The sequence below is a fragment of the Actinoplanes sp. NPDC049598 genome, from assembly GCF_040675435.1.
Classification (GTDB): Bacteria; Actinomycetota; Actinomycetes; order Mycobacteriales; family Micromonosporaceae; genus Actinoplanes.
In genome coordinates, this window is the sequence record NZ_JBFAOX010000035.1 from 1 (window position 1) to 25,453 (window position 25,453).

Sequence of the window (25,453 nt, forward strand, 5' to 3'; positions counted from 1 at the left end):
ACGAGTTCACCTCGTTCGCGGCCAAGCTCGAGATCACCGACCTGACGATCATCCCGGTGTCGGCGCTCAACGGCGACAACATCGCGTCGCGCTCGCAGAACAGTCCCTGGTACGACGGGCCGTCGCTGCTGCACCACCTGGAGCACGTGCACATCGCCAGCGACCGCAACCTGGTCGACGTGCGCTTCCCGGTGCAGTACGTGATCCGCCCGCAGTCGACCACGGTCACCGACTACCGCGGGTACGCCGGCCAGGTCGCCTCGGGCGTGCTCAAGCCGGGCGACGACGTGATGGTGCTGCCCTCCGGGCTGACCAGCAAGATCGCCGCGATCGACACCGCCGACGGCCCGGTCGACGAGGCGTTCCCGCCGATGTCGGTCACGGTCCGGCTGGCCGACGAGATCGACATCTCCCGCGGCGAGATGATCTGCGGGTCCGGCGGCGCCCCCGCCGCCGCCCGCAACCTCGAGGCGATGATCTGCTGGATGGACGAATCGCAGCCGTTACGGGTCGGTGACACCTTCATCGTCAAACACACCACCCGGACCACCCGGGCGATGGTCTGCGCCCTGCGCTACCGCCTCGATGTCAACACCCTCGGCCACGACGAGGCCGCCGCCGGCCTGCTCGCGAACGACATCGGCCGGGTGCGGGTGCAAACGACCGAACCCCTGACCGCCGACCCGTACGGCCGTAACCGCACCACCGGCGGCTTCATCATGATCAACGAATCCGCGAATCGCACCGTGGCGGCCGGAATGATCATCGAAGTGGAGCCGGATTGATACTGCACACCCGATCAGAAATAGCCAGTCCGCCGTTTTCCGGTTCCATCCAGGACCCTTCGTGCGCAAAACAGCAATAGGGTCCCCCATAACGGTCCTTGTGCCCGATCACCACGGCCTGGAAGCACTGGCCGGAGTGCCGGCGGTGACGCCATTGCGCTATTCGGAAGAAGACGGCGTGCCGGCGGGCGGTCACCACGCGGAAGTCATGGTCGTGCCGTTCGGATCGGTGGAACGCCTGACCGCTCTGATGACCCGGCTGCCCGCCCTGCGCCTGGTGCAGACCTTGCACGCCGGCATCGAGCAGTGGCAGGGCCGGCTGCCGGACGGGGTGCTGCTGTCCACCGCCCGCGGAGCGCACGGCGCGGCCACCGCCGAGTGGGCCCTGGCCGGGCTGCTGGCCGTTCACCGTGACCTGCCCGGCTTCGCCGCCGATCAGGCCGCGGGGCGCTGGCGCTGGCGGACCACCGATTCCCTGCACGGCAAGCGCGTCCTGATTCTCGGGGCGGGCGATCTCGGGTCCAGCCTGCGCCGGATGCTGACCCCGTTCGACGTCGAGGTCACCATGGTCGCCCGGCGCCACCGGCCCGGCGTACGGACCCTGGACGAAGTGCCCACACTGCTGCCCGAACACGACGTGGTGGCCCTCATGCTGCCCCACTCGCCCGGCACTCACCATCTGGTCGACCGGGATTTCCTCGCTCTCCTGCCCGACGGCGCCGTGCTGGTCAACGCCGCTCGCGGCGCCCTGGTCGACACCGGTGCGCTGCTCACCGAACTGCGGCGGGGGCGCCTACGGGCGGTGCTGGACGTGACCGACCCCGAGCCGTTGCCCGCCGGTCATCCGCTCTGGACGGCCCCCGGCGTCCTGATCACCCCGCACGTCGGCGGTGGCGTGCACGACTACCGGGTCCGGGCCTGGCGGGTCGTGGCCGCCCAGATCGCCCAGTTCGCGCGGGGCGAGACCCCCGACAACCTGGTTCCCGCCACCACCTGACCCTCGGCGCGCTCACGGGACGACGTCGGCCAGGTGCTCGGCCGAAGCGGTCAGCCGCTTGTCGGCCTCGTACCGGACCGGGCCGTGCGGGTCGTGGTCGAGGACGTCCGGCTCGAACAGGATCACGGTGCCCTGGACGGCGGACAGGTCGCTCCACTGCCGGACCTGGCCCGGGCGACCCACAGCAACGCCTTCGGGATCAGCCGATGAGCGCATGCCGATACCCTGACCGACGGATCACACCTAGCGAGGACCGAGGTAATGGCATCAGTGGAGCCGGAGACGACATCGGCGCACGATGGCTCGCCACCGAGATCCGGCAAGAACGACGGGCAGTTGCCCGCTGAGCCACGGGGCGCAGCTTCCGCAGATCGAGCTGCGCGCCTGATCACCGAGGTCTTCTCCCCCGGCTTACTGGTAGCCGCTCTCCTCGCTGTCGTTGTGTGGCACGTTGCCGACTCTCTCGCCGAAGCACTCACCTGGGGTGCCATCGCCATCGGGGCGGCCAGCCTGCTACCGGTCCTCTACATCCTTCGAGGAGTTCGGCGCGGCCGATGGACTGACAAGCACGTGATCGTTCACTCCCAACGCAGGAAACCACTGCTCATCATCCTCGTGTCGACGGCCACCGGCATCGGGGCGCTTGCGCTGGCCGGCGCGCCCCGGACGCTCCTTATGCTGATCGCCTCGATGGTGCTGTCCCTCCTCGTCGCCGTCCCGGTCACCTTGTTGTTCGGCTGGGGCGTCTCAATTCACGCGCTCGTAGCGGCGGGAAGCGTCGCGGCCCTGACCGTGCTTCACGGCTGGCCTGTCGCCGCCGTGGGGTGCGTGGTGGTGACGGCCGTCGGATGGGCCCGTGTCCGTCTCAAGGAGCATTCGCTCGGCCAGGTCGTGTTCGGAGCGCTGGTGGGCGCTTTGGCCATGGGCGTGGCGTTCCCCTTGTTGGCGTAGCTTCTCGGCGACGACTTCGAGGCGCGTGCTCGCGCGGATGTGTCCCCGGACCGTTCGAAGGATGACGGGTGCTCCGACCAGAAGTTCGGCGCCGTTATCGCCGGCCCGACCGGGCGGCGGCCGCGCGGCCCTGGCTCGGTGCGCCGCCGTACGAGGAGTTCACTCAAGCTGGTTGCCGCTACAGCAAGGATCCGGCGAGCGCGATGTTCTGTGTCCTCAGCGCGCCGGTCACCAGGCGCATGATCCGGCGGGCGCCGTAGGCCTCGAAGTGGGTGTGGTCGTTGCAGAAGAACTGTCCTACCGGCCCGGCGGTGTAGTCGCCGTTGTTGGGGCATAGGTGCAGCGAGTTGTAGTAGGCGACGCTGAGGGTCCGTAGATCGATGACGGGAGCGCCGGTGGCCGTGCCGGCCGCGAAGGTCTCCGGGGAGAAGCCGCGGTTCAAGGTGGCCGTGCTTCCGGAACAGGTGATGGCCGCGACCGGCGTGACCAGGACGGGGAAGGCGCCCCGGGCCTGGGCGGTCTGCGCCATCATGGTCATCAGCTGCTGGTAGCGGGCGCCGCCGACGTGCTTGGGACAGGCGCTGTCGCCGTCGTTGATGCCGAACTGGATGAAAAGGTAGTCGCCGGCCTTCATCCCATCGAGCACCTTCTGCCAGTTGACCGAGGGGCTAGTCGAGGTGAGGGCACATTCGCCGGCGGAGTTCTTGTTCGCGGAGACGCCACCCTCGTAAAGCCACGTCTGGATGCTGCGGCCGGCAATCGCCAGGTTGTTCACCACGATGTTGCTGTGGAACTGCCCGTCGAACTCGGTCGCCCAGCCGACGGGACAGCCGGTGCGGGGGTTGGCCATGGTCGAGTCACCGGCCATCCAGACGGTCGTCGTCGCCGCGGCGCCGGGGGCCGCCGGCTTCGTCCGGACGCCGCACTCGGGAGAGGCGGTCATCGCTTCGGCGCCGCTCGGGCTCACCGCCGGCAGCGCTGTCATGAGGACGGAGAGGAGCAGTAAGCGAACCTTACGCATGGTTTCTCCTGACGGGCGAGGCGAGACGAGGCACTTATGTACGCGCCCACTGCTGGTTGGCGCCGCCGTTGCAGTCGTAGATGTCGACCCTCGCCCCCGCAGCGGTGGATTGGCCGTACACGTCCAGGCATTTGCCACCGATCCCGACGAGCTGTTGCGACGCGGTATACGTCCAGGACTGGTTGGCGCCGCCGGTGCAGTCATAGATGTCGGTCTGCGTCGCGTTGGCTGTGCTCGAGCCGGGCACGTTCAGGCAGCGGCCGGAGGCGGCGCTGCGAAGCACGCCTGTGCTCGCGCCGCCGCCCGTGCCGACCACACCGGTCGCGGTATCGATGGTCCAGCTGGACCGGCAGGTCATCGACACCGTGGTGCCGCTGATGGTCAGGGGCTGCCAGACGTAGCGGGAGTCGCTCAGCGTGCCCGGATTCCACCGGTCGCCCAGGAAGATGTAGCTGGTGGTCGAGCTGCCGGTGACGGGCAGGATCGAGGTGGTCTGCGAATTGCAGGTATTGGTGCCGGCCGGGGCGAAGCTGCGCCACGCACTCCACGTGCCCGTGATGGAGGTGGCCGTCGTGTACTGGTTGTCGTTCGTCGACCAGCCGGTGAGATGCGAGCCGAACAGGTAAAACGTGCCATTGATCTTGGCCATCGCCGGTGACTCGTACTGCTCGAGGGTCTTGACCAGCGCGGTGACGCTGAGAAAATCGGCCGACAACTGGTAGATCTGCAGCTTGGCGTTGGTGCGGTCCTCGCTGAGGAAGTACGCCGTGCTGCCGTCCAGGAACAGGTTGTCGTCCAGGCTGTCGTGGCCCAGCGGCTTGAAGCTGCCCCGGTAGGTGTAGGCGCCGCACACACTGCTACTTGTGGCGACCCCCGCCTTGCGCTCCGTGTAGCCGATGTTGTCGATGTGCATGTACATCACGTACGTCGCCGTGCTCGCGTTGTAGATGACGTGCGGGCGCTCCACGATCCGATTCGGCCCGAGGTCGCCGCTCGACTGCCGGGTGAGCACATTGCCGGCGAACTGCCACGTCGCCAGGTCGGTGGACGAGTAACACTTGATGTTCTGGAACGGGGAGCCGCCGGTCTTGTCCTCACCGAGCCAGTAGTACGTGTCGCCGACCTTGATGATGCCCGCACCGTGCGCCTGGATCGGGTTCCGCGACGTGTCGGTCCACACGGCGCCCGGCGTGACGGTCAGGGCCGCGGCCCATCCGGCCGGGGTGAAGAGCCCCACCGCGAGCAGCAGCGCGACACCAAGGACTAGCAGCCGTCGTCTCACTGGACCGACCTCATAGATCGACGCCTATCAATATCGAGAACGTTGACATAGCTCCGGCCCGGCGGGGAATCGATGCGGCCGCGCACATGACAACCGGAGGACACGTGCTCGAGGTGCTGAACGGGACCGGCTTCACCACCGCTGCCGAGACGGGCGCGGGCGCCCTTCGGCTGGGCGCATACACGTTCTACCGCGCCGGCGTCGGCAACCGGTGAACGGCCGAGTTCTACTGGGTGCCTGGTGCCTGACCGGCGCGGAAGGTGATCGGCGTGACGCCCGTGCGGATGTGGAAGTACTTGCTGAAGTTCGTGGCGCTGGTGAAGCCGAGCCGGGCCGCGATCTGCGCGGCCGTGTGGTCGCTGTGGGCCAGCAATCGCTTGGCCTCGAGGATGATGCGCTGGTCGATGAAGTCCTTGCCGTTGACACCGGCGGCGGCCTGGGCGGCGCGGGACAGGGTCCGGGCCGAGTAGCCGAGCGCCTGGGCGTAGTCCTCGAGCCGGTGGGTACGGGCGAAGCCGCGTTCGACGGCGTCGCGGAAGCGCACGAACGTGTCGCCGGGCGGGGGCGCCGACGCCCCGGCCGTTGCCGAGAGCTGCAGGACCAAGGCCGTGAGCAGGTGCCGGAGCACCGCCTGCCGCGTCTCCAACGGCAGCGGCCCGGGGTCGGCGAAGACATCGGCCAGGTGCTCGGCCGAGGCGGTCAGCCGCTGGTCGGCCTCGTACCGGACCGGCCCGTGCGGGTCATGGTCGAGGAAGTCCGGCTCGAACAGGATCAGGGTGCCCTCGGTGCCGGCCAGGTCGCTCCACTGCTGGACCTGGCCCGGGCGTACCCACAAGAACGCCTTCGGGGTCAGCAGATGCTCGGCGAAGTCGACTGTGTGCCGCAACGTGCCCCGGTCCAAGGTGATCAGGTGGTGGAAGGTGGGCCGCTGAGGTCCGGCGAGCAGGCTCGGCCCGACCTTGGACCACAGCCGGCTCAGCCGCATCACCTCGATCGCGGGCGGGATCCCGGCCGGAGCGGAGAAATCGAGCCGTCGGATATCGTGTCGGTTTTTCACCATCACGAGTCGCCACCGTACCCTCGCGGTCCCGATGTGCGCTCCTACGGTTTGAGCAGCAAGTTCAGCCACCGCAACGAGGAGCGCAGCGATGACCGCCAAAGACACCGTGCTGACCGCCACGGGACAGCTGTTCGGCGACCAGGACCCGTCAGCCGTGGACCGCTGGGTCGCGCCTGGATACGTACAGCACAGCAGCCTGGCCCCGGACGGCCCGGAAGGTCTGCTCGGTCTGATCGCCTCGCTGCCCGAGGGGTTCCGCTACGACCTGCACCGGGTTCTCGAAGACGGCGATCTGGTCGCCCTGCACGGCACCTACCACGGCTTCGGGCCGGTGCCGCTGGTCGCCTTCGACATCTTCCGGGTCGCCGACGGCAAGCTGGCCGAGCACTGGGACGCGCTGAGCCCGGTGGTCGAGAGGACCGTCTCCGGCCGCTCCCAGACCGACGGACCGACCGAGGTGACCGATCTCGACAAGACCGAGGCCAACCGTACGCTCGTGGCCGGCTTCGTGGAGAACGTCCTCAAGGGCGGCAAGGTCGACATGCTGACCGACTACCTCAGCACCGAGTCGTACGCGCAGCACAACGCCGGCATCGGCGACAACCTCGACGGCCTCGGCGCGGCCCTCCAGGCGCTGGCCGAGCAGGGCATAGCGATGGTCTACACCACCGTGCACAAGGTCATCGCGCAGGGCGACTTCGTGCTGACCGTCTCCGAGGGCACCTTCGGCCCCACCCCGACGGCGTTCTACGACCTCTTCCGGGTCGAGGACGGCAAGATCGTCGAGCACTGGGACCTCACCCCGGAGATCCCGGCCACGCTGCCGCACGGCAACGGGCTGTTCTGACTCCTCGCGTTCCGGGCCCGCCTCCCCCGGCCGGGCCCGGACGCCGCACGTCAGCCGACCGAGGCCGCGGCCTCCCGCTCCCGGTAGTAGTCGCCGGCCACCACGGGCGGATATTCCGTGCCGCCGCCGACCGGCGGCGCGAGCGGCGTGACGACCCGGTCCATGTCGGTTTCGCAGAACACGATGAGGCTGATCAGTTCCTCCTTCGGATCGGCGTCCGACGGCGGCAGCACCCGATGCCGGGTGGAACGCCACCGGTCGCCGGTCCACCGGGCGAGCAGGTCGGCGATGTTGACCGTGAAGGCGCCCGGCACGTACGGCGCGTCCGCCCACTCGCCGTCGAGGGTCTGCACCTGGAGGCCGCCGTAGCCCGGCTGCCGGTCGAGGATGGTCAGCATCCCCCAGTCGGTGTGCGGTGCGACCCGGAACTGCCCCTCGAGCGGGGCGCCGGTGACTGTCAGCGCCGGATAGCGGTTGATGTTGAACGTGTACGGCGCGTTCCGCGTCCGCTCGACGAAATATCCGGGTTCCAGGCCGAGCGCGGTGGCCAGCACCTCCAGCAGTTCCCGATAGAGGTCCTGGACCTGGGCGGCGTACGCGGTGACCGGCTCGCGCAGGCCGGGCACCTCGCCCGGCCAGACATTGGCCGTGAACCAGGCGGGGTCGCCGGCCGGGTCCGCCCGCCCGAGGGTGAAGGTCTCCTTCAGGTCGGCCTTCTCCGCGTCGGCGACCTCCCCGTAGAACGCGTTCGCCTCCCGGCCGAAGGGGATCCAACCTCGCCCACCGACACCCGTCGCGTACGCCTGCTTGACGGTCCCGGGCAGCGCGAAGAAGGCGCGGGACGACTCGCGGATGCGCTCCTTGACGGAGTCGTCGATACCGTGCCCGCTGACCAGGAAGAACCCGGAATCTTGCATGGCCCGGTCGAGCCGGGCCGCCAGCGCGGTGCGCTCCTCGCCGCCGGCGGCCCGCCACGCGCCGATGTCGAACAGCGGAATGTCCGGTGTCCTCATGAATCACATCCCAGCCTAGGAGGAGGACCCGACCGTACGGACCGAGTGTTACAACTGTCGCCTCCAGGCCGGCAATGAACCGGAAATACGCCCGGAACGCGGGCGGCGCAGATCAGCGGTGTACTCCAACGATCGAGGTCCGTCAGGATCGGAGGCAGGACATATGACTGCGCTGGGAACACCGGCCGAGGTATCGGCCGAGGTCCGGGAGGGCACGTACGGGGCCCGGCTGACCGCGGTGGAGCCGGGTGGCGCCGGTTTCATTCCGTTGAGCGAGCGGCACGGCCGGCCGCTGAACCTGTTCTGGACGTGGATGTCGCCGAACCTCGAGTTCGCGACGGTCTTCGTGGGTGTCATCTCGGTGCTGTACTTCCAGCAGACATTCGGCCAGGCGGTGGCCGCGATCGTGCTGGGCACGGCGCTCGGGTCGGCGACCCACGGCATCCTCTCGGCCCGCGGGCCGTTGATGGGTGTGCCGCAGATGGTGCTCTCGCGTATCGGCTTCGGCTACCGCGGCAACATCCTGCCGGCCGGCCTCAACGCCGTCGTGGCCGGCATCGGCTGGCTCGCGGTCAACAGCGTCAGTGGCGCGCTGGCCCTGGCCACCCTGACCGGGCTGCCCAACCTGCTCTGCCTGGCGATCGTGGTGATCGCCCAGGTGGCAATCGCGTTCTTCGGGCACAACCTGGTGCAGGCGTTCGAGCGGTACGCGTTCCCGATCCTCGCGGTGATCTTCCTGATCACCTCGATCATCACGCTGACCAAGGCGACCCCGTCGGCGGTGGCCGGCGCCACCAGCGCCACCGGCGGCACCGGTGGGTTCCTGCTGACCGTCGGGGCCTCGTTCGGGTACGCGGCCGGCTGGAACCCGTACGCCGCCGACTACACCCGCTATCTGCCCCCGTCGACCAGCAAGGTGGCGACCGGCGTCTGGGCCGGTCTCGGCGTCTTCGTCTCGTGCACGTTCCTGCAGATCGTCGGCGCCGCCTCGGCCACGATCGCGGCCCCCGGCATCGAGAACCCGACCGAGGCGTTCACCAGCCACTTGCCCTCGTTCGTCGGCGACCTGACCCTGCTGGCCATCGCGCTCGGCGCGATCAGTGCCAACGCCATCAACATCTACTCCGGCTCGATGTCGTTCCTGGCGCTCGGCATCACCGTGCCGCTCGGGCTGCGCCGGGCCATCGTCTCCGGCGTGTTCGGCGTGTTCGGTTTCCTGCTGGCCTGGTCCGGGCTCAGCGACGCCGGCCACAAGTACGAGAACTTCCTGCTGATCATCTCGTACTGGATCGGCCCGTGGCTGGCCGTCATCTTCGCCGACTGGTTCCTGCGCCGCGGCAAGCGGGTCGACGGATTCCTCTACGACTCCAAGCACAACCCATGGGCGGGCGTGGTGGCCATGGGAGTCGGCATGGCGGTCTCCATCTGGCTGTTCTCCAACCAGACCAACTACGTCGGGCTCGTCGCCAAGCACGCGCCCGCGCTCGGCGACATCACCTTCGAGGTCGGCTTCGTCCTGGCCGCGGTGGTCTTCTTCATCCTGTTCCGCTTCCAGCGCGACCGCGACGCCGAGGAGGCCGCCGTCATCGAGTGAAATCGACCTCCTCGGGTACGCCGTTCCAGACCACGGTGCTATGGGCGGGCTCGGACTCGGCGACGATCCGGCCCGCCCGCAGCACCAGCAGGCGCGGGCGCTGCAACCGCAACGCCTCCGCCTCGCTCGTCGCGTCGAACACCACCAGATCGGCCGGGCCGCCCTCGCGGATCCCGTAGTCGGAGACCCCGAGCGCCGCGGCCGGCCCGCTGGTGATCATGTCGAGCAGCGTGCGCAACTCGTCGTCGCCGCTCATGTGCCCGAGGTGGGCCAGCACGAACGCGGCCTGCAGCGGATCGCCGAAACCCAGCGGGTACCACGGATCCATCACCGAGTCGTGCCCGATGGCCACGTTCACCCCGGCGGCGAGCAGCTCCTTGACCCGGGTGTGCCCGCGCCGGATCGGTCCCGCGTCGAAGCGCCCCTGCAGAACCGCGTTGTCCAGCGGGTTCGTCACCATGTGCAGGCCGGCCCGGGCGATATTGGCGATCAGTCGTGCGGCGTACGCCGCGTTGTAGGAATGCATGGCCGTGGTGTGACTGGCCGTCACCCGCCCGCCCAGCCCGCGCCGGATGGTCTCGGCCACCATCGTCTCCAGGAACCGCGAGTGCTCGTCGTCGGTCTCGTCGCAGTGGATGTCGACCCGCAACCCGTGCTCCTGGGCCAGCGCCATCGCGAACCGCACCGACTCGACGCCGTCCTCGCGGGTCAGCTCGTAGTGCGGGATCGCGCCGACCACATCGGCGCCCAGGTCGACCGCCCGGCGCATCAGGTCCTCGCCGCCGTCGAACGACCGGATCCCCTGTTGCGGGAAGGCCACCAGCTGCAGGTCCATCATCCCGCGGACCTCGTCCCGCAGCTCGACCAGCGCCCGCAGCGCCCGCAGCTGCGGGTCGCAGACGTCGACGTGGCTGCGCACGTGCTGCACCCCGCAGGCCAGCTGCCAGCGCAGCACCCGCCGCACGCGGTCCTTGACGTCGGAGACGCTGAGGTCACGCACCCGATCGGCCCAGATCGCGATCCCCTCGAACAGCGACCCGGACCGGTTCGGCCGCGGCTGTCCGACGGTGAGCACCGCGTCGAGGTGGATATGCGGCTCGACCAGCGGTGGTGTGACCAACCGGCCACCCAGGTCACGCGTCTCCTTGGCCGGCCCGGCCGGCACGATCCGCCCCTTGTCGATGCCGATGTCGCCGCGGGAGGTGTTGGTGAGCAACAGATCGATCATGCCCCGAGTCTGGCCGACGCACGTTACACGGAAGCGTCACGGCAGCGGTCGCCGCGTCGCGGATCTGGTCTTCCCTCAGCTGATCGACGCGGAGCGCCGGGGACAGGGGCGGACGAGGAATTCACCGTGCCGCAGTCCCGGTGGAGCCGGTGCTGTTGCCGGTGCTCTGCTCGCCTGGCCGACGGTAGTCGTCGAGGCGCTCGAAAGGGCAGGTTGAACGCGAAGCTCCAATGACGGGTCAGCGGCGGCGGAGCAGGGATGTTCCGAGGTCCGTCACCTGGTGGATCACCATGTTGCCGTGCCGGTGACTGGCGATCAGGCCCGCGTTACGCAGCACGGTGGCGTGCTCACTGGCCGTCGCCAAGGAGACGCCGATGAGCCGAGCCAGCTCGGAGGTCGTGGCGCCGGCCCAGGTCAGTTGGAGCACCGCAGACCGGGTACGGCCGAGCAGCGTTGTGAGTTCCGGAGACGGGCAGACGAGTTCGTCGGAGGTGCGCGGCACTGGGTACACGAGCACCGGCGGCAAGTCGGGGTCGGCGAGCGCGATCGGGCGACCCCAGCAAAAGTACGACGGCACCAAGGTGAGACCGCGACCGCCGAGCTCAAGGTCACGGTCCACCGGGTAGCCGGTGACGGTGAGAACCGGCGGGTCCCACCGCGCAGTGGGCCCGAGACCCTGCAGCAGGGTGCCGGGCCCTTCGGTGAGCACCTGAGTGGCACGCCAGGCACGGTGCGCGGCCAGCGTCGCTGAGACAGTCGCGAGGTGCGGCTGGATCGCGAGTCAGTAGAAGCCGCGCAGCGCGGCGCCGAGCCGATTCAGCGCCGCCGGGCGTCCCTCGGCGACGTCGGCGACGGCATTACGGGCGTACGCGGGCGGATCCAGGCGGCCCAGCTCCCGCCGCAGCCGGCGGACGTCGGTGCGCTGAATCCGGTCGATCGTGACGTCGAGGTGCGCGCTTGGAGCTGGAGTGAGCAAGTCAGGAAAGTAGGCAGACCGCGGCAGCAGCGGGATAAGGAATTCACGGATCGCCGGCAAGCCTCCGGCCTGATGCAGATTCGCGCGCAGTTTCTGGCGCCAAGCCATGTAATCGTGGCGGCCGAGCGGGGTCTGAAGGCGGTGTACAGCGCAGACGATCTCCCACATCGGGTCGTGTACGCCCAAGACCTGCGTTCGGCTGAGGTCGGCTACGCCGAAGTGGATTCGCAAGCTCCCCATGGCATCCACGGTGAGGACTCACGCGCGAAGAACATACCAACTTGTCACCATGCCGACAGGAATCGATGCACATCGATCAATTAGCCGTCCTCCCGTCACAGGACGCCGGCGCCGGCCGCCCCGGCCGCCAGCGTCAGAAGCAGCACGACGATCAGGACCGCCCACGCCGGCACGGTCTGATGCCATGGGTGACGGCGCCGGACCGGCGGCGCCGCCAACCGGCTGGCCCTCTCGCGGGCCTGGGTGTCCTCCCAGAACCGGCGCCAGCCGCGCAGATCACGGTTGACGTCGTCACCCCGGCCGGCATGCTCGAGGCACGCGGTTACGTAACCCCTGGTGGTCTCCCACGTCGGTAGCCTTCGGCCGGCCGCCGCGACCGACAGCGACGCGATGCTGCAATGTGCGAGCTCGCTGAGCCTGCGGTATGGCGGATGCCCGCACTCATCGCGTAGGGCACGCAGGCGGATGGCGAACGCGACACGATGGGCCGGCTGCGTGTTGTCGATCGCGTTCTCGCGGCGTCCCCGGCGGGCGTCGTTCAGCGTTCCGGTCATCGGCCGTTCTCTCCCCCGTGAGCGAACGTATTACATCTGATACCAGGTCCAGTCGTCGAAGCTGGTCTGGCACACGCGCATGACGATCCCGCTGCCGTTGTACTCGTCCGACGGCGTGATGCAGTAACCGTTCACGTACCGCGGCTGGAACTTGTAGTAGTCGCGGCCGTTCTCCCTACCGGCGAAGACGACCGACCAGTGCGTCGCCCAGTTGCCGTCGCAGGCCAGGTTGTAGATCGGCGAGTCGCCGTGGACGCCGTTGCTGCCCACACATCGGCCGGTCTTCGCGTTGCGCAGCCGGTAATACAGACCCTCGACCAGATCGAAGTAGTAGTACTGGTTGGTGGCCGACACACATTGCCAGAGATACGCCTGACCACCGGCGTTGTTGCCGTCCAGGCACATCGACGCGAAGTTGCGGTGCTCGATGCGCCAGCGCGAGGCCGCCTGGGCCGCCTTCGGAGGTTGGGCGAAGGCCGCGAGGAGCATCGCGACGAACGCGACGGCCAGGATTCGCCATGTTCTTGTGAGCGTCATGGTGCGAGGCTGCGCCATCGGTCGCGGGCGTAGAAGAGACATTCGGGCAAGGCCGAAACACAGCGTGTCGTCAGCGTTCAATGATGCCGCGGGCCTGCCGCAAACCGGCGGCGCGCAGTTCGGCCGCCGTGTTGAGGTCCGCGCGCTGGCGGGCGGTGAGCGTGCCGGCATGCAGGCGGCCCACCCGGTCGATCAGGCCGGGGAACCCGGCGGCGAGAGCGCACTCGCCGTCGGCCACCGCCACCCGTATCTCGAAGCGCTGGGCCTCGGCGCGGGGCCGGTCGGCGCGGTGGGCCTCGGCGGCGGCCGCGCGGGCCTCGCTCGCCGACGCGTACGGGTGGCCCCGGTCGCGCATGCACCGCGACCAGTTCCGCACCGCCTCGTGTGTCTGTGGGTCACCGACGATGGACGGCAGCAGCGCGTTGTACGCCTCCTGCGGCACATAATCGGCCCGGGCCGCGTCGGTCACGTCGCCGTAGAGGCTGGCCCGGCTCTCGGCGAGGCATCCGGTGGTGGCGCAGGTGAATCGGGGGCCGCTGGACAGGCTCAGGGTGGCGCGCCGGTTCTCGTCCCCGGTCAGGGCTCGCATGTATCCCGGCTGCGTTTGCTCCGGGCCATTGGCCGGAGGGTCCCCCTCGGCGAGCCCGTACCCGTGCAGGCGGCGACCCGCGAGGTCGGGACGCCACGGATCGTCGAGCACAGTGCCGGTGCCGGTCTCCGTGTAGGAGTAGCCCTTCGCGGCCATGCATTCGCGGGTGAGCGTGCGTTCGGCGCGCGCGAGAAGCAACTGTTCCCGCTGGTAGGGCTCGGACCGGACAGCCAGGTCGAGCGCCGCCGCTGAAAGGGTGGCCGGCTGCGCCTCGGCGGCGCAGCCAGCCATCGCGGCGGCGACCGCGACCGTCACGGCGACGCCGGTCGATCGCAGGTTTGCCATCGCTACCCGCACCACCAGTTGTTCGAACTGATCTTGTCGTTCCAGTTGTCACTGCCCGGCATGCCCCACTGGGTCAGGTCGGCGGCCTCGGTGTCCCGGTTGATGACCCAGGACGCGCCATCATAGTTGGGTAGGTCATAAACAACCGCCTCGCAGCTCAAGCCCTCGTTCCTGATCGACGAAGCGCAGTTGCTCCAATGCCGGCCGTCGGACTGGCATCCACCATCGAGATATCGCCAGTCCCCGTTGGAGAACTCGACGTGGCCGAAGACCCCTGAGAAATCTTGTGCTGCCAGAAGCACAGCAGTCCGCTCTCGTCACGGCATTGATTGCGGTCTGCCTGCGCGGCGCTGGGGAAGGCCAACCCGGCGCCGACGCTGAGCAGTGCGCCGACGAGGACGACACCGACGCGGCGAAGCGTCTTGAATCCTTGCCTTGTTCTCATGTCCGCTCCCTTCAGTAACAGCCCGGAAGTGGGCCGCTGGCGATGAGCAGGAGAGAGCTGGCCTCGTTAGCCTCTCCCCGTCCGTCGCCTGGCTGACCGACATCGGGCAAATTCTCGACCTGGCTGCCCGGGTTCACGCAGAAGGCGACGTCCCCTTCCCAATTGGGTTCGTAGAGATAGAGGCTCACGTAGTTCGAGCTTGTGCGGTTCTTGGCCGACTTGATGTTGTTATCCACGGGCACGCCCGTGTTGAACGTGTTGTCACGGAAGTCCGCGTCGCTGTTGAAGAACGCGACTTTGCCGGTGCTGAACCCGATGTCCCACCCGCAGTGGAAGCCGCTGCCGCAGGAGGAGTCGGCCTGGGCCGACGTCGCAGGCACAAGAACGCTCGCGACGACGAGGACGAACGCGGTGGCGGCAGCGGACAGATTCATACGCATGTGAGCCTCCAATGGATGCTGAATACGGCGCGATCAGCAGGGGTCGATGGACTCGACCCGGTGCCACCCCATGCCGGAGGATTGCTCTGAGTACGCGCCGGGCACGTACCAATGAGTGCCGTCCAGGTAGTTGATTCTCGCGCGGGTGCCCCGGGTCTGGTTGTTGATCCAGGACCCATTGGTCGAGGTCCACCGGAACCTGGAGATCGCGGCGCAGTCCTCCGCGTAGACCACAGGGCCTTCGAAGTTGGCGTACATATAGGCGCAGAAGTTGTAGTACGGGCACGGCGTAGCGGCCTGCGCAGCGCCGCCCTCGACCGGAATGGCGAACAACGCAAGGACAATCGCTGAGCCCAACGATGCCGCGACCCGGCGTCTGGTACGGAGCATGTGCGTCCCCTGTCCTTGGCTGACTGTGTGCGCGGACAGTTTTCTCAGTGGCCGCCGGCCGATGGAAGAGCCGCTGACAAAGATTGAACAATGGCTTTGTTTGCGCTGGTCAGCACTTTGTTAAAGCAGCAGCCGCGAACAAAAGCGCGCCCACTTCGGACCGGTGCGCCCTTCCCGCCGATACAGGAGGTGCGGATCCCGGCCGGCACCAAGGTCCATCCAGGCCCTGTGGCCGACCCGACCGCCACCCACCGCATCGTGATCGGCTCTCCTGTCGTCTGAACGGCGTTGACCGGCTTACGCGCAGGCCTTGTCGGTGGCGGGCAAGGCTCCGGTGGTGAGATAGGCAGTGAGGGCGCCGATCGCGCAGGCGTTCGGCCTGGGGTGGATCAGCACGCCGTGGCCGCCGGCGTCGACGGTGACCAGCACGGCGTCCGAACCCATCGCCTCGCGCATGCCGCGGGCCCCGCTCAGGGGGGTGGACGGGTCTCGCTCGTTCTGCAGAATCAGCACGTTACGCCGGCCGATCGGCTCGACCGTCGGCTCCGGTCCGGACGGCTGCACGGCCCACGCCGAGCAGGGCGCGACGTTCGCGGGAGCACCCGCGGTCAGCGGGAACGTGGCCCGGTCGGCCGCGACGTTGCGGGCGTACGTTCCGGCCTGGCGGGGCCAGGCCTTGTCGCCGCAGCTGTACGCCCACCCGACCGAGAAGAGGTTGTCCTGCGGGACGTTCGGCAGCTGGCCGCCAGCGACCAGACCGTTGGCCAGGTCGGCCAGGAACTCACGATCGGCGGTGGTGGCGTGGCCCGCGGCGACAGCACCGGCAGCGCTCCACAGCTGAGCCATCTGCGGAAGTGGCGCTTCCTCGGTGGCGATGAGGGCGGCGTCGTTGTATGACAGCAGCCACGTGAACAGCCGGACGAAGTTGCCGTTGATGGGGGTGCGGGTCTCCGCCAGCATGACCGGGTGGCGGTCGAGCCGCGCCGTCAGCGCCAGATAGTTCTTCCGCACCTGTCGTGCGGTGGTGCCGAGATGCACGGAGCCGGCGTTGGCGGCGCCGAAGGCGGCGAGGTCGGGCCAGCGGTCCTCCAGCGCGCCGCCGAAAGTCCGGAAATCGTCGTAGCCGCGGACATTCGGATCGACCGAGCTGTCGATCACCATCCGGTCGATGGTGCGCGGGAACAGCGCCCGATAGAGCGAGCCGAGGTACGTACCCCAGGAAAGGCCGTAGTAGGAAACCGTGCGCTCACCAAGCGCCCGGCGGATCTGGTCCATGTCGCGGGCGACGTTCGCGGTGGTGATGTTCTTCAGCAGGTCACCGGAGTTCGCGGCGCACTGCTTGGCCATCCGCGTCGCGAACGACACGTTAGCGCCGATCGAGCCGTCGGCGGCGGGGAACGAAAGAATTGACAGCTGCAAGTCACGGGTCAGCTCGTCGGTACCGCGGCCACAGCTCATCGGCGTGCTGTAGCCGATACCGCGCGGGTCGAAGGCCACCAGGTCATAGCTGTCACGCACCTCGGCCGGCAACAGGGCGCCCAATGCCGTCGGCACGTCGAGGTTGGCGCTGGGGCCCCCGCCGTTGAGCATCAGGACGCCTTTGCGCTTCGCCGGGTCGGCGGCCGGGATGCGTGACACCTCGACCGAGATCGCCCGGCCGTGAGGGTGGCGGTAGTCGAGCGGCACCTGCAGCGTTGCGCACTGCTGCGGAGCCGGCGCACCGGTGGGACAGGTACCCCACCGCAACTGGACGGGAGAGGTGTCGGCGTGGACCACGGGCGCGGCGACGAGGCCGGCGCCGACCGTCACCAGGACCGTCAGGATGCGGGGAAGAACACGGGACATCGGGATCTCCTGTTGGAAGGGAGTCAAAACCGTGACGTCTTCCGGCATCAGAAGCGAAGTTCCCACAACACAGTCAAGCCGAGCAGCAGCTCCCCCGTGGCGGCCATCCCGGCCGGGAATACGCCGGAGCACGGCCGGCGCTGCGTTGATCATGAGCAATCCACGCGCACCAGGATCGCTGATCGATGGAAGCGCAGCCACCGTCGCGCGACGGAGCCGCGGAGCCGGCTCATGACCGCTGCCGCCGACCCGCTGGCCGAAACCGTACGTCTCTTCGGTGCGCACGGTTCCGTTGGAACCCGGACCGACGCCGGTGGCGACTGGGGTCTGTGGCTCGACACCTGCCCCGGCGCGACGATGCACCTCATCACCTCCGGGACCGTGTGGCTGGAGGTCCCGCCAGAGTCGCTCCGGCCACTCCGGACGGGCGACGCGGTGCTGTTGCCGAAGGGCACGGTTCACGGGCTGTCCAGCGGCGAAGGCGTACGGATGGGGGCCTGTGATGCCGCCGCCGCCTCCCAGGCCCGTGACCGAGGCGGCGTGGTGCGACTGGGATCCGGACCGGTGTCGAACCGGTTCATCACGGTGCACTACGACCTTGACCCTGCGGTGAGCCGGACGCCGGTGTCGATGCCGGAAGCCGTCCTGCATGTCGAGGCGGCCCGCAGCCGCAAGCTGGACGCGACGATCGCTCTGCTGTGCGACGAGCTCTCCCACCCCGAGATCGGCGCCACCGCTGCGGTCAACAGCCTCGTCGATCTGCTGCTCTTGCAGTTCGTCCGGGCGGTCGGCGCCGTCGGCTCCCATCCTGCCGCCTCGCCCTGGCTGACCACGGTGGCCGACCCGGTGGTCCGCGATGCCCTCGCCCTCATGCATCGGGGTCCCGCGTATCCGTGGACCACGGCCGACCTCGCCTCGGCGGTCCGGGTGTCGCGAGCTACCCTTAGCCGCCGTTTCCCCGCCGCGCTCGGTATGTCTCCCGGGGCCTACCTGACGTCGTGGCGGATGGACATGGCTGCCGTCCGCCTTCGCGACACCGATGACCCGATCGAGGTCGTGGCCGAAACCGTCGGTTACGGTTCGTCGCACGCCTTCCGCCGCGCGTTCCAGCGGGCTCGTGGACAATCGCCGCTGCGCTACCGCACCGTGTCCCGGATGGCGCCGGAGTAACCACCCGGGACCGCCTCAGCCGTTGGTCGCCATGACAAAACCGCGCGGCTCACCGGCCAGCGAAGCTTTGGCCGCCGCACCGTAATCGTCCGCCACGATCTCGATCCGGCGGGCCTCGATACCGTCGAGCGCGCACCTGACGATGTCGTCCGGATCGTTCATCACGGCGGCCGGGTTGAACGCCTTCATGGTCGCGGTTCTTGTCGGCCCGAAGACCAGCCCGGACACGAGGGTCCGCTGCTTCGCCAGCTCGAGCCGGATGCCGTTGGTCAGGCTCCACTGGGCGGCCTTGGCCACCGCGTAGGAGTTGTTGCCGTCGAAGCTCATCCAGGACAGATTCGACAGTACGTTGAGAATCGCGCCGCCGCCGTTGGCGCCGAGCACCGGCGCGAACGCGCGGACCATGGTGAGGGTGCCGAAGAGATGCGTCTCGACCACCGTCCGGATCTGGTCCAGGTCACCATCGATCAGGTTCTGACCCAGCGAGACGCCCGCGTTGTTGATCAGCAGGGTCACGTCGCCGGCGGCCTCGGCGGCGGCTGCCACCGACGCCGGGTCGGTGATGTCCAGGCGCAGCGGTACGACGCCGGGCAGGTCGACGAGCTCGGTGTGGCGCGCGGCCGCGTACACCTTTTTCGCCCCTCGCCGCAGTAGGTGCTCAGCGAAGAGGCGACCGAGGTCACGACCGGCGCCGGTGACCAGCGCCGTACATCCCTGTAATTGCATGGTTCTCCTTGCTCGACGTGCGTCTTTCCCGTCGATCGTAGGAATCCGGCCGGGACGAACGGGTGGCCGAATGCCTCAGGACCGTGACCGTCTGCCTCTGTTGTCAGCGCCGCATTTGACTCTGTGGTGGGAACACGGTGTCGACTGCGGGCCAGCCCTTGACCGCCGACTGCCGGGTCAGACCCAGGAAGGAACCGACGTGGCCTGGAGCACCCGTGAGCTCGCGGAAGTGGCCGGCACCACGGTGAACACGATTCGGCACTACCACCGGCTCGGCCTGCTCGACGAGCCCGAGCGCCGGCCGAACGGATACAAGCAGTACGGGGTACCGCATCTCATCGTTCTCCTGCAGATCCGGCGGCTCGTAGAGCTGGGTGTGCCCCTTTCCAGGATCGGCGCGATCAGCTCGGGCGGCGTTCCCGCCCCGGAAGTGCTGCGCCAAGTCGACGCCGACCTGGCGGCCGAGGTCGAGCGTCTGCGCCGGGCCCGCTCCGACATCGCGATCATTCTGCGCGAAGGGGCGCCGGCCGACGCGCCCGCGGGCTTCGAGTCGGTCGTACCGCGGCTGACCGCGTCCGGCACCTCGCTCATCCACGTCTTCAGCCAGCTCTACGACCACGACGCGATGAGGGACCTGCGGCACATGGTGGACGCCGACACGGATCCCATCAACCATGACATCGACACCCTTCCGCCCGACGCCGACGAGGCGACCCGCCAGAACCGCGCCGAGAAGCTCGCTGTGCGACTGGCGCAGCATCTGGTCGACTATCCCTGGCTGCGCGATCCCGCCCGGCATCTGTCGAAGAGCGAGCACGTCACCCGCCAGACATTCATCGACGCTGTCGTCGCTCTCTACAACGCCGCCCAGGTCGATGTGCTGAGCCGGGCCGGCGTCCTTGCGCAGGAGCACCTGCGCCGCGAACAGGGGCCCGACTTTCCGGCCTGAGCACCCACGTGCTCGAGGAGACCGCCGTGAACCCGGTCGAAAGGATCACCCGATGACACAGCGGCTCGGCCCGCCGACCCTGGCCGAAGACCTTCTGCTTCTGCTCTTCCAGCCGTCCTCCGGGCCCGGGGGCGCCGGAGTCGTCGCCGGCGAAGAAACGCTTCCCTACGCTCTCGCCGGAGCGATGCTGGCGGAACTCAGCATCGGCGGGCACGTGCGAACCTTGCCCGGATGGAGCGGTTCGACCCGGGTGGAAGCCGTCGCCGAGCGGCCACCCGCCGATGATCTTCCTCGATCCACATGGGACTACCTTGCCTCGATGCCGCGAGACGTCCAGGCGACGCTCGCTGTGATCGGACCAGCCCTGCGCCGTCCGCTGCTCGAACGGCTCATCGAGCGCAACGACGTCCACCGACGCACCGGCGTCGCGACCGAGGTGCCCCCCAGGGAGATGCTGACGGACGGCGAGTCCGGGCGCCGGAGAAGCCTGCTCCGCGGCGTACGGGACGTGCTGGTGGGCGAGGCGAAGCCGGAGCCGCGCCTCGCCGCGCTGACGGCACTGTTGTCCGCAAGCGGGACGCTGCCCCACTTCCACCCCGAAATCCCGCTCAACCCCGCGACCACCGCCCGCGCCAAGCGACTCAAGCATGACATCTGGGCCGCCGACGCCGCCGCCGACGCGCTCGCCCGCAGCTTCGCCGCGACCGTCGTCGACAACGTGATACTCGCGGCGGCCGTCCTCCCCCGTCTATGAGCGAGCCACCCCCGCTGCGGACCGGCACGGCGCGACCGCCGTCAGTCCGCCACCGTGTCCAGCCACCGGTTGTACCGCAGGCGCAGGGCACGCTCGGTGCTGCCCACCGTCGCGCTGATCCCGAGCGCGATGTTGAGCCAGGCCGACGCGTCGATCGGCGAATCGAAGACACCGAACCGCTCGGCCAGCGGCGGGAACCGGGAGATCACCTCGACGGTCTGCGGGAGGCCGAGGATCAGTGGCACGAGAATCAGGACAAGGGAGATCACACCGATCCAGCGGCTGAGCGACGGACGCTCACGGTCGAGCCGGGCGCGGCGTCCCTCGGCCGAGCGCGGGTCCGGCACGAGCTGCTGCTCGGTCCCGTCATCGGCCACGAAGTGGCACCGCCGGAGGCCGAAGGCCGACGTCTCCACCTCGATCGCGCCGCCCTCGACCGGGAACACGGCCGGGAGCCTCGCCCGCTCGAAGAGCCGGCCGTCGCGATAGAGGAAGGCGTCGGTGCCGAGGTTCTCGTTGCCCTTCATGTAGTTCACGTCGACCGCGTACTCGACCGGCCGGCCGGCGCCGGCGTCCGCGGGAAGATAGAACAGGGACCGGGACAGAGGCTGCCACCAACGGAATCGTTTCAGCGCGCGCCCGTCCCCGAGCTTGATGCGCTGGATGGCCCGGCGCCGCCGCCATTCGTCGAACACGCGGTCATTCAAAACCGTGTCCCCGCAACACAGTCAATCAAGGTTGGAGACCCGCCCGCGTACGGCCGGGGGTGCTTGACGGTGTTCCAGCCACACGTTCATCGCGAAATTCATCAAGACCCACCCGGAGTATCAGGATTTGACCCGTCGCGGCCAAAGCACCCGCGCCGTTCTGGGCGAGCACGACGAGTGAGCCGAACCTGAAGTCGTAACCCCGCTCCCGCAGTGTCATCAGCGCCGTCCTGCTGGCCGGGGTCGTCCTGACCCAGCACGCCTACGGGGCCGGCGAGACGACCGACACGGCGGCGACAGCGGCACCGTCGCTGTCGCCGCCTGCGACACCCGCCGGCCAGGCCAGCTCTTCCGGATCCGTAAGGCCCCGGAAGCCGCAACGGGCGGCTACGGCATCAGCAACCAAGGCGCCCACCTGCAGATCTCGCTCGAGCGAGGGCTGATCGCCGAGAAGCTGGACGACGCGCCGCTGCCCACCGTCTCCCCCACTCAGAGCTTCTCAGGCGGCGCCATCCGGTAGACGAACTCGCCCAGGCCGGACTGGGCGATCCCGAACAGGACGCCGGCCAGGCCCTCCTGGGTCGAGGCCATGGTCAGCCGGCCCAAGCGGATCGCTTCGTAGCCCGCCTCGTGACTGAGCTGCTCGACCACGTCCTTCGCCTCGTCGTCGCCGGACCACAGATTGCTCGGCCAGGCCCGGGCATCGGTGACCCGGTCGAAGAGCGATGCGAAGTTGGCGTTGAACGCCTTGGCCGTCGGGCCGCCGGTCACCGACCTGACGTACTCGGCGTTCGAGGCGAACCCGGCCGGAGGCCTGGTGTCGCCGTAAAGGTTGGTGGCGTCGAGCACCGTCTTGCCTTTGAGCCCGACGACCGATGACAAAGCCGCCTCCACAGCATTTCCGGGGACGGCGAGTAGCAGCACCTCAGAAGCGCCGGCGTCACCACCGCCGCGCCCGAGCCGGGTCACGTCATGCCCGCTGCGCTCCCACCGGTCGGCCAGGCCGCCCCCGAGAGTGCCCCGTCCGATCACCGTGATGTTCATGTTTCCCCCTTCTGAACCGATGCGGTCATCCGACAGCCTGTTGTAGGCACACGGTCAAGGCCTGAACGCCCCGATGAGTGATCAGCTCTGGAGTGCTGCTCGCTGGGCAGGCAGGTGGTCGATCGCCCCCCGGATCGCACCGGCCCGGTCAGGGGAGGTGAGTTCTGAAGTCGTGGCCGAGTCGCGCCGAACGGCAAGTCGATCGAGGTGCACGAGACCACGACGTACAAGGTCCGTGACGGCAAGTTCGTTCAGATGTCCAATGTCTGGCACATCGACACCCTCCGGGCGCAGCTGTCCAGCTGAATTGCGCTTGACCATGTTCCCGGAACGCAGTGTCTGATGGGTCGAGCCGCTCATTGCACCGGCGGCAAGGGGAGTTGATGACCATGGGAACACCACCCACCCGGGCCTGGGACGCGGCCGAGCTGGCGGCGCTCGACAACACGCCGCTGATTCGCGTCGCGGGTGCACGACCCGACGGGACACTTCGCTCCTTCGTCCTGATCGGGCATGTCCGCATCGGGGACGACGAAATCATCCGCTCGCTCAACGGGACCGGCGGCAGTTGGTACCGGGGAGCCACCCGCACCGGTCAGGGCGCGATTGAGGTCGACGGCCGGCGGATCGAAGTCGCGTTCATCGTCGACCACGGGCGCGAGGACGAGGTCGACCACGCCCTGCGGGCCCGCTACGGCCACGGCTTCGGCGTCCGCCGGATGACCAAACCATCAGCCCGAGAGGCGACACTCCGGGTGGCACCGCTCGCCTGAGCCGCCCATCTCCGAACAGAAAGGCGCTGTCCGATGCACCTGACCATTCCTCGTGGACCGATCGAGCTCGACGCCGAGCTGCACCTGCCCCATGAGCTCGACGCGACGAGACCGCTGCCCGCGGTGGTGCTCTCCACACCCGGCAGCAGTGTCAAAGAGCAGATCGGCGCCAACTACGCCTCCCGCCTTGCCGCCCGGGGCATCGCCGCGCTGGTCTTCGACCCCGCATATCAGGGCCAGAGCGGCGGCGAACCCCGCGACCTGGAAGACCCGTACCAGCGGGGCGAGGACATCTCGTACGCCATCGACGCTCTCACCGCCCTGCCGGGCATCGACCCCCACCGCATCGGCGTGCTCGGCATCTGCGCCGGCGGCGGCTACGCGATCCACACGGCCCGTACCGACCACCGCATCAAAGCCGTCGGCGCGGTCGACCCGGGCGAGATCGGCGCCTCGTTCCGCAGCTTCCAGGCCGACGGCCCGGTGGCCGCCCTCGACGCGATGGCCGAGGCCCGCCTCGAGGAGGTCCGCACCGGGGTGCTGCACCGGGACAACTGGCTGCCCGACACGATGGCCGGGGCCGAAGCAGCCGGCATCACCGACGTCGACCTGCTGCAGGCCATCAGGTACTACCGCACGGAACGGGGCATCAACGAACACTCGACCAACCGCCGGCTCTCCCGCGGCGACACGCTCCTGCTCGGCTACGACGCCTTCCACCTGGTCGACCAGCTCATGACCCAGCCCCTGCTGCTCATTCTGGCCGAGAACCTCGAGGGCACCGGGTTCGACACCGCCGGCGAGCGGCTCTGGAAGCTGGCGCCCAATCCGGTCGAGCGCGTGGTCGTCCCCCATGCCCGCCACTACGAGATGTACGACGTCCCCGAGTACGTCGACGCCGCCGTCGACCGGCTCGCCTCGTTCTACGCCGACAAGCTGTAACTCAAGCTTCGGATGACGCCGTTCAGTCCCGGAACGCGCTTCTGATCTCCGTGACCAGCGCCGCGGGCTGTTCCCAGCCCGGGAAGTGGCCGCCCCGCTCCATCTCGTTCCAGCTGATCAGTTCGCGGAACCGGCGCTCGGCCCATCGCCGGGCGATCGGGTACGGCTCGGCGGGGAACAGCGAACACGCCGTGGGAACCTCGACCGGACGGGCGTTCTCCGCCTCCGCGCCGAACGGTGTGTCGCGCCGGGCCTCCCAGTACCACCGAGAACTGGAAGCTCCGGTGCGGGTGAACCAGTACAGCGCGATGTTGTCCACCTGCCGTGGCAGCGGCACCCCGTCGTCGTCCGCGAACGCGGTCAATCTCTCCCCCAGCCACGCGGCCAGCCCGGCCGGCGAGTCCAGCAGCGAATAGCCCATCGTCTGGGGTTTGGCCCCGAGAACGATCGAGTGGGTGCCGTCCAGGAACAGGAACTGATCACGCTTGGCGATCATCGCCTGCTCTTTGGGGTCGGCGCTCTGGCGATCCTCGGGAAGGGGGGACGCGACGGGCATCGTCAGGTGCAGGCCCACCAGACGTTCGGGCACCTGGGTGGCGAGCTCGATGGTGACGAAAGCGCCCCAGTCGCCGCCGTGCGCGGCGAACCGCGAGTAGCCCAGTTCGGTCATCAGCGTGGACCAGGCCCGCGCGGTCCGGGTAAGTCCCCAACCCGTTTCAGCCGGGCGTCCGCTGAACCCGTACCCCGGCAGTGACGGAATCACCACGTGGAAGGCGTCTTCGGCCGAACCGCCGTGCGCGACCGGATCGGTCAGCGGACCGATCAGATCCTCGAACTCCAGGATGGACCCCGGCCAGCCGTGGGTCAGCAGCAGCGGTACGGCCGACGGCTCGGGCGACCGCACGTGCCAGAACGCGATGTCCAGCCCGTCGATGTGTGCCCGGTAGTGACCGATGGCGTTGAACCGTTCTTCCAGCTTCCGCCAGTCGTGGCCGCGCCAGGCCTCGAGCAGTGACCGCAAGCGGTCCAGGGGGACGCCCTGCGAGGGATCGGTCTCGGGCTCCGGCAGCCTCACCCGGTCGAGGCGCTGGGTCAGATCCATCAGGTCGGCGTCGGGGATGTGGACGGTGTATGGCTCGATCATGCGGCGCTCCTGGGTCAGTACGAAATCGGTCTGCCGCCACGCCCATGACGAGCCTCGGTGGCCGCGTAAAGCTCACACATGCGCTGCTCCCGCGCCGTGCTGGGC

General features: G+C 68.7%; 30 protein-coding genes and 1 pseudogene. 12 read left to right on the forward strand and 19 right to left on the reverse strand.

The window, feature by feature from the left end; translation table 11 throughout:
- Together AB0J66_RS44230 and AB0J66_RS44235 are read left to right on the forward strand one after the other, a co-directional pair.
- Positions 1-785 (forward strand): annotated as a pseudogene (locus tag AB0J66_RS44230) (sulfate adenylyltransferase); the annotation flags it as partial.
- Between the two features lie 100 nt (positions 786-885).
- Positions 886-1,782 carry a 2-hydroxyacid dehydrogenase gene (locus AB0J66_RS44235; protein ID WP_364673866.1) on the forward strand — a complete coding sequence of 299 codons (897 nt, stop codon included), beginning with the start codon at positions 886-888 and terminating at the stop codon, positions 1,780-1,782.
- A 12-nt stretch (positions 1,783-1,794) separates the two neighbouring features.
- Here AB0J66_RS44235 and AB0J66_RS44240 read toward each other — a convergent pair whose 3' ends face one another.
- On the reverse strand, positions 1,795-1,965 hold the full coding sequence (locus AB0J66_RS44240; protein ID WP_364673868.1) for a hypothetical protein: 171 nt from the start codon (positions 1,963-1,965) through the stop codon (positions 1,795-1,797).
- 78 nt (positions 1,966-2,043) lie between these two features.
- On the opposite strand from AB0J66_RS44240, the gene AB0J66_RS44245 reads away from it, so the two are divergent.
- The gene (locus AB0J66_RS44245) at positions 2,044-2,733 is read left to right on the forward strand and encodes a phosphoesterase PA-phosphatase (RefSeq protein WP_364673871.1); all 690 of its coding nucleotides are present in this window, start codon (positions 2,044-2,046) and stop codon (positions 2,731-2,733) included.
- A gap of 178 nt (positions 2,734-2,911) precedes the next feature.
- On the opposite strand, the gene AB0J66_RS44250 is transcribed toward AB0J66_RS44245, so the two are convergent.
- Together AB0J66_RS44250 and AB0J66_RS44255 are read right to left on the reverse strand one after the other, a co-directional pair.
- Positions 2,912-3,754: a carbohydrate esterase gene (locus AB0J66_RS44250; RefSeq protein ID WP_364673874.1), complete on the reverse strand. Its 843-nt coding sequence runs from the start codon at positions 3,752-3,754 to the stop codon at positions 2,912-2,914.
- Between the two features lie 34 nt (positions 3,755-3,788).
- A complete protein-coding gene (locus AB0J66_RS44255) occupies positions 3,789-5,036 on the reverse strand; it encodes a family 43 glycosylhydrolase (protein ID WP_364673876.1) in 1,248 nt (415 codons plus the stop codon).
- Between the two features lie 86 nt (positions 5,037-5,122).
- On the opposite strand from AB0J66_RS44255, the gene AB0J66_RS44260 reads away from it, so the two are divergent.
- On the forward strand, positions 5,123-5,251 hold the full coding sequence (locus tag AB0J66_RS44260; RefSeq protein ID WP_364673879.1) for a hypothetical protein: 129 nt from the start codon (positions 5,123-5,125) through the stop codon (positions 5,249-5,251).
- 11 nt (positions 5,252-5,262) lie between these two features.
- Here AB0J66_RS44260 and AB0J66_RS44265 read toward each other — a convergent pair whose 3' ends face one another.
- The gene (locus AB0J66_RS44265) at positions 5,263-6,096 is read right to left on the reverse strand and encodes a helix-turn-helix domain-containing protein (RefSeq protein ID WP_364673882.1); all 834 of its coding nucleotides are present in this window, start codon (positions 6,094-6,096) and stop codon (positions 5,263-5,265) included.
- Between the two features lie 88 nt (positions 6,097-6,184).
- Here AB0J66_RS44265 and AB0J66_RS44270 point away from each other — a divergent pair, with 88 nt between their 5' ends.
- Entirely contained in the window at positions 6,185-6,943 is a 759-nt protein-coding gene (locus tag AB0J66_RS44270) for a nuclear transport factor 2 family protein (protein ID WP_364673885.1), read from the forward strand.
- Positions 6,944-6,993: 50 nt separating this feature from the next.
- On the opposite strand, the gene AB0J66_RS44275 is transcribed toward AB0J66_RS44270, so the two are convergent.
- The gene (locus AB0J66_RS44275; RefSeq protein WP_364673887.1) at positions 6,994-7,956 is read right to left on the reverse strand and encodes a 2-oxoglutarate and iron-dependent oxygenase domain-containing protein; all 963 of its coding nucleotides are present in this window, start codon (positions 7,954-7,956) and stop codon (positions 6,994-6,996) included.
- Positions 7,957-8,119: 163 nt separating this feature from the next.
- Between AB0J66_RS44275 and AB0J66_RS44280 the strand changes: the two genes are divergently transcribed.
- Complete coding sequence (locus tag AB0J66_RS44280; protein WP_364673890.1) at positions 8,120-9,550, forward strand: cytosine permease; 1,431 nt, start codon at positions 8,120-8,122, stop codon at positions 9,548-9,550.
- On the opposite strand, the gene AB0J66_RS44285 is transcribed toward AB0J66_RS44280, so the two are convergent.
- The 9 genes from AB0J66_RS44285 to AB0J66_RS44325 all read right to left on the reverse strand — a co-directional run bounded on the left by AB0J66_RS44285 (position 9,540) and on the right by AB0J66_RS44325 (position 15,237).
- Positions 9,540-10,778, reverse strand: a complete 1,239-nt coding sequence (locus AB0J66_RS44285) for a cytosine deaminase (protein ID WP_364673893.1) — start codon at positions 10,776-10,778, stop codon at positions 9,540-9,542. The two genes, AB0J66_RS44280 and AB0J66_RS44285, sit on opposite strands and share 11 nt — an antisense overlap.
- A 238-nt stretch (positions 10,779-11,016) precedes the next feature.
- Complete coding sequence (locus AB0J66_RS44290) at positions 11,017-11,487, reverse strand: helix-turn-helix domain-containing protein (RefSeq protein WP_364673895.1); 471 nt, start codon at positions 11,485-11,487, stop codon at positions 11,017-11,019.
- A 72-nt stretch (positions 11,488-11,559) separates the two neighbouring features.
- Positions 11,560-11,985: a hypothetical protein gene (locus tag AB0J66_RS44295; RefSeq protein ID WP_364673898.1), complete on the reverse strand. Its 426-nt coding sequence runs from the start codon at positions 11,983-11,985 to the stop codon at positions 11,560-11,562.
- Between the two features lie 104 nt (positions 11,986-12,089).
- The gene (locus AB0J66_RS44300) at positions 12,090-12,548 is read right to left on the reverse strand and encodes a hypothetical protein (RefSeq protein WP_364673900.1); all 459 of its coding nucleotides are present in this window, start codon (positions 12,546-12,548) and stop codon (positions 12,090-12,092) included.
- A gap of 30 nt (positions 12,549-12,578) precedes the next feature.
- A complete protein-coding gene (locus tag AB0J66_RS44305; protein WP_364673903.1) occupies positions 12,579-13,085 on the reverse strand; it encodes an RICIN domain-containing protein in 507 nt (168 codons plus the stop codon).
- A 70-nt stretch (positions 13,086-13,155) separates the two neighbouring features.
- Positions 13,156-14,019, reverse strand: coding sequence for a hypothetical protein (locus tag AB0J66_RS44310; protein ID WP_364673905.1), 864 nt, complete (start codon positions 14,017-14,019; stop codon positions 13,156-13,158).
- 2 nt (positions 14,020-14,021) lie between these two features.
- A complete protein-coding gene (locus tag AB0J66_RS44315) occupies positions 14,022-14,321 on the reverse strand; it encodes a hypothetical protein (protein WP_364673908.1) in 300 nt (99 codons plus the stop codon).
- A gap of 154 nt (positions 14,322-14,475) precedes the next feature.
- Positions 14,476-14,904, reverse strand: coding sequence for a peptidase inhibitor family I36 protein (locus tag AB0J66_RS44320; RefSeq protein WP_364673911.1), 429 nt, complete (start codon positions 14,902-14,904; stop codon positions 14,476-14,478).
- A 33-nt stretch (positions 14,905-14,937) separates the two neighbouring features.
- Positions 14,938-15,237, reverse strand: coding sequence for a hypothetical protein (locus AB0J66_RS44325; RefSeq protein WP_364673914.1), 300 nt, complete (start codon positions 15,235-15,237; stop codon positions 14,938-14,940).
- Between the two features lie 147 nt (positions 15,238-15,384).
- Here AB0J66_RS44325 and AB0J66_RS44330 point away from each other — a divergent pair, with 147 nt between their 5' ends.
- Positions 15,385-15,576, forward strand: a complete 192-nt coding sequence (locus tag AB0J66_RS44330; RefSeq protein ID WP_364673916.1) for a hypothetical protein — start codon at positions 15,385-15,387, stop codon at positions 15,574-15,576.
- 15 nt (positions 15,577-15,591) lie between these two features.
- Here AB0J66_RS44330 and AB0J66_RS44335 read toward each other — a convergent pair whose 3' ends face one another.
- Positions 15,592-17,139, reverse strand: coding sequence for an alpha/beta hydrolase (locus AB0J66_RS44335; protein WP_364673918.1), 1,548 nt, complete (start codon positions 17,137-17,139; stop codon positions 15,592-15,594).
- A gap of 96 nt (positions 17,140-17,235) precedes the next feature.
- Here AB0J66_RS44335 and AB0J66_RS44340 point away from each other — a divergent pair, with 96 nt between their 5' ends.
- Positions 17,236-18,309, forward strand: a complete 1,074-nt coding sequence (locus tag AB0J66_RS44340; RefSeq protein ID WP_364673921.1) for an AraC family transcriptional regulator — start codon at positions 17,236-17,238, stop codon at positions 18,307-18,309.
- A 15-nt stretch (positions 18,310-18,324) separates the two neighbouring features.
- Here AB0J66_RS44340 and AB0J66_RS44345 read toward each other — a convergent pair whose 3' ends face one another.
- Positions 18,325-19,035 (reverse strand): SDR family oxidoreductase, encoded by a 711-nt coding sequence (locus tag AB0J66_RS44345; protein ID WP_364673923.1) that lies wholly within the window; start codon positions 19,033-19,035, stop codon positions 18,325-18,327.
- Positions 19,036-19,234: 199 nt separating this feature from the next.
- Here AB0J66_RS44345 and AB0J66_RS44350 point away from each other — a divergent pair, with 199 nt between their 5' ends.
- A complete protein-coding gene (locus AB0J66_RS44350; RefSeq protein ID WP_364673925.1) occupies positions 19,235-19,984 on the forward strand; it encodes a MerR family transcriptional regulator in 750 nt (249 codons plus the stop codon).
- Between the two features lie 52 nt (positions 19,985-20,036).
- Positions 20,037-20,738, forward strand: coding sequence for a GPP34 family phosphoprotein (locus AB0J66_RS44355; RefSeq protein WP_364673928.1), 702 nt, complete (start codon positions 20,037-20,039; stop codon positions 20,736-20,738).
- Between the two features lie 41 nt (positions 20,739-20,779).
- Here AB0J66_RS44355 and AB0J66_RS44360 read toward each other — a convergent pair whose 3' ends face one another.
- Both AB0J66_RS44360 and AB0J66_RS44365 read right to left on the reverse strand, forming a co-directional pair.
- Positions 20,780-21,433 (reverse strand): hypothetical protein, encoded by a 654-nt coding sequence (locus AB0J66_RS44360; RefSeq protein ID WP_364673930.1) that lies wholly within the window; start codon positions 21,431-21,433, stop codon positions 20,780-20,782.
- A 501-nt stretch (positions 21,434-21,934) separates the two neighbouring features.
- Positions 21,935-22,489: a hypothetical protein gene (locus tag AB0J66_RS44365; protein WP_364673933.1), complete on the reverse strand. Its 555-nt coding sequence runs from the start codon at positions 22,487-22,489 to the stop codon at positions 21,935-21,937.
- A gap of 383 nt (positions 22,490-22,872) precedes the next feature.
- Here AB0J66_RS44365 and AB0J66_RS44370 point away from each other — a divergent pair, with 383 nt between their 5' ends.
- Together AB0J66_RS44370 and AB0J66_RS44375 are read left to right on the forward strand one after the other, a co-directional pair.
- Positions 22,873-23,262, forward strand: coding sequence for a DUF2255 family protein (locus tag AB0J66_RS44370; protein ID WP_364673936.1), 390 nt, complete (start codon positions 22,873-22,875; stop codon positions 23,260-23,262).
- A gap of 33 nt (positions 23,263-23,295) precedes the next feature.
- Entirely contained in the window at positions 23,296-24,204 is a 909-nt protein-coding gene (locus AB0J66_RS44375) for an alpha/beta hydrolase (RefSeq protein ID WP_364673938.1), read from the forward strand.
- 22 nt (positions 24,205-24,226) lie between these two features.
- Here AB0J66_RS44375 and AB0J66_RS44380 read toward each other — a convergent pair whose 3' ends face one another.
- Positions 24,227-25,348 (reverse strand): epoxide hydrolase family protein, encoded by a 1,122-nt coding sequence (locus AB0J66_RS44380; protein WP_364673940.1) that lies wholly within the window; start codon positions 25,346-25,348, stop codon positions 24,227-24,229.
- Between the last annotated feature and the right edge of the window lie 105 nt (positions 25,349-25,453).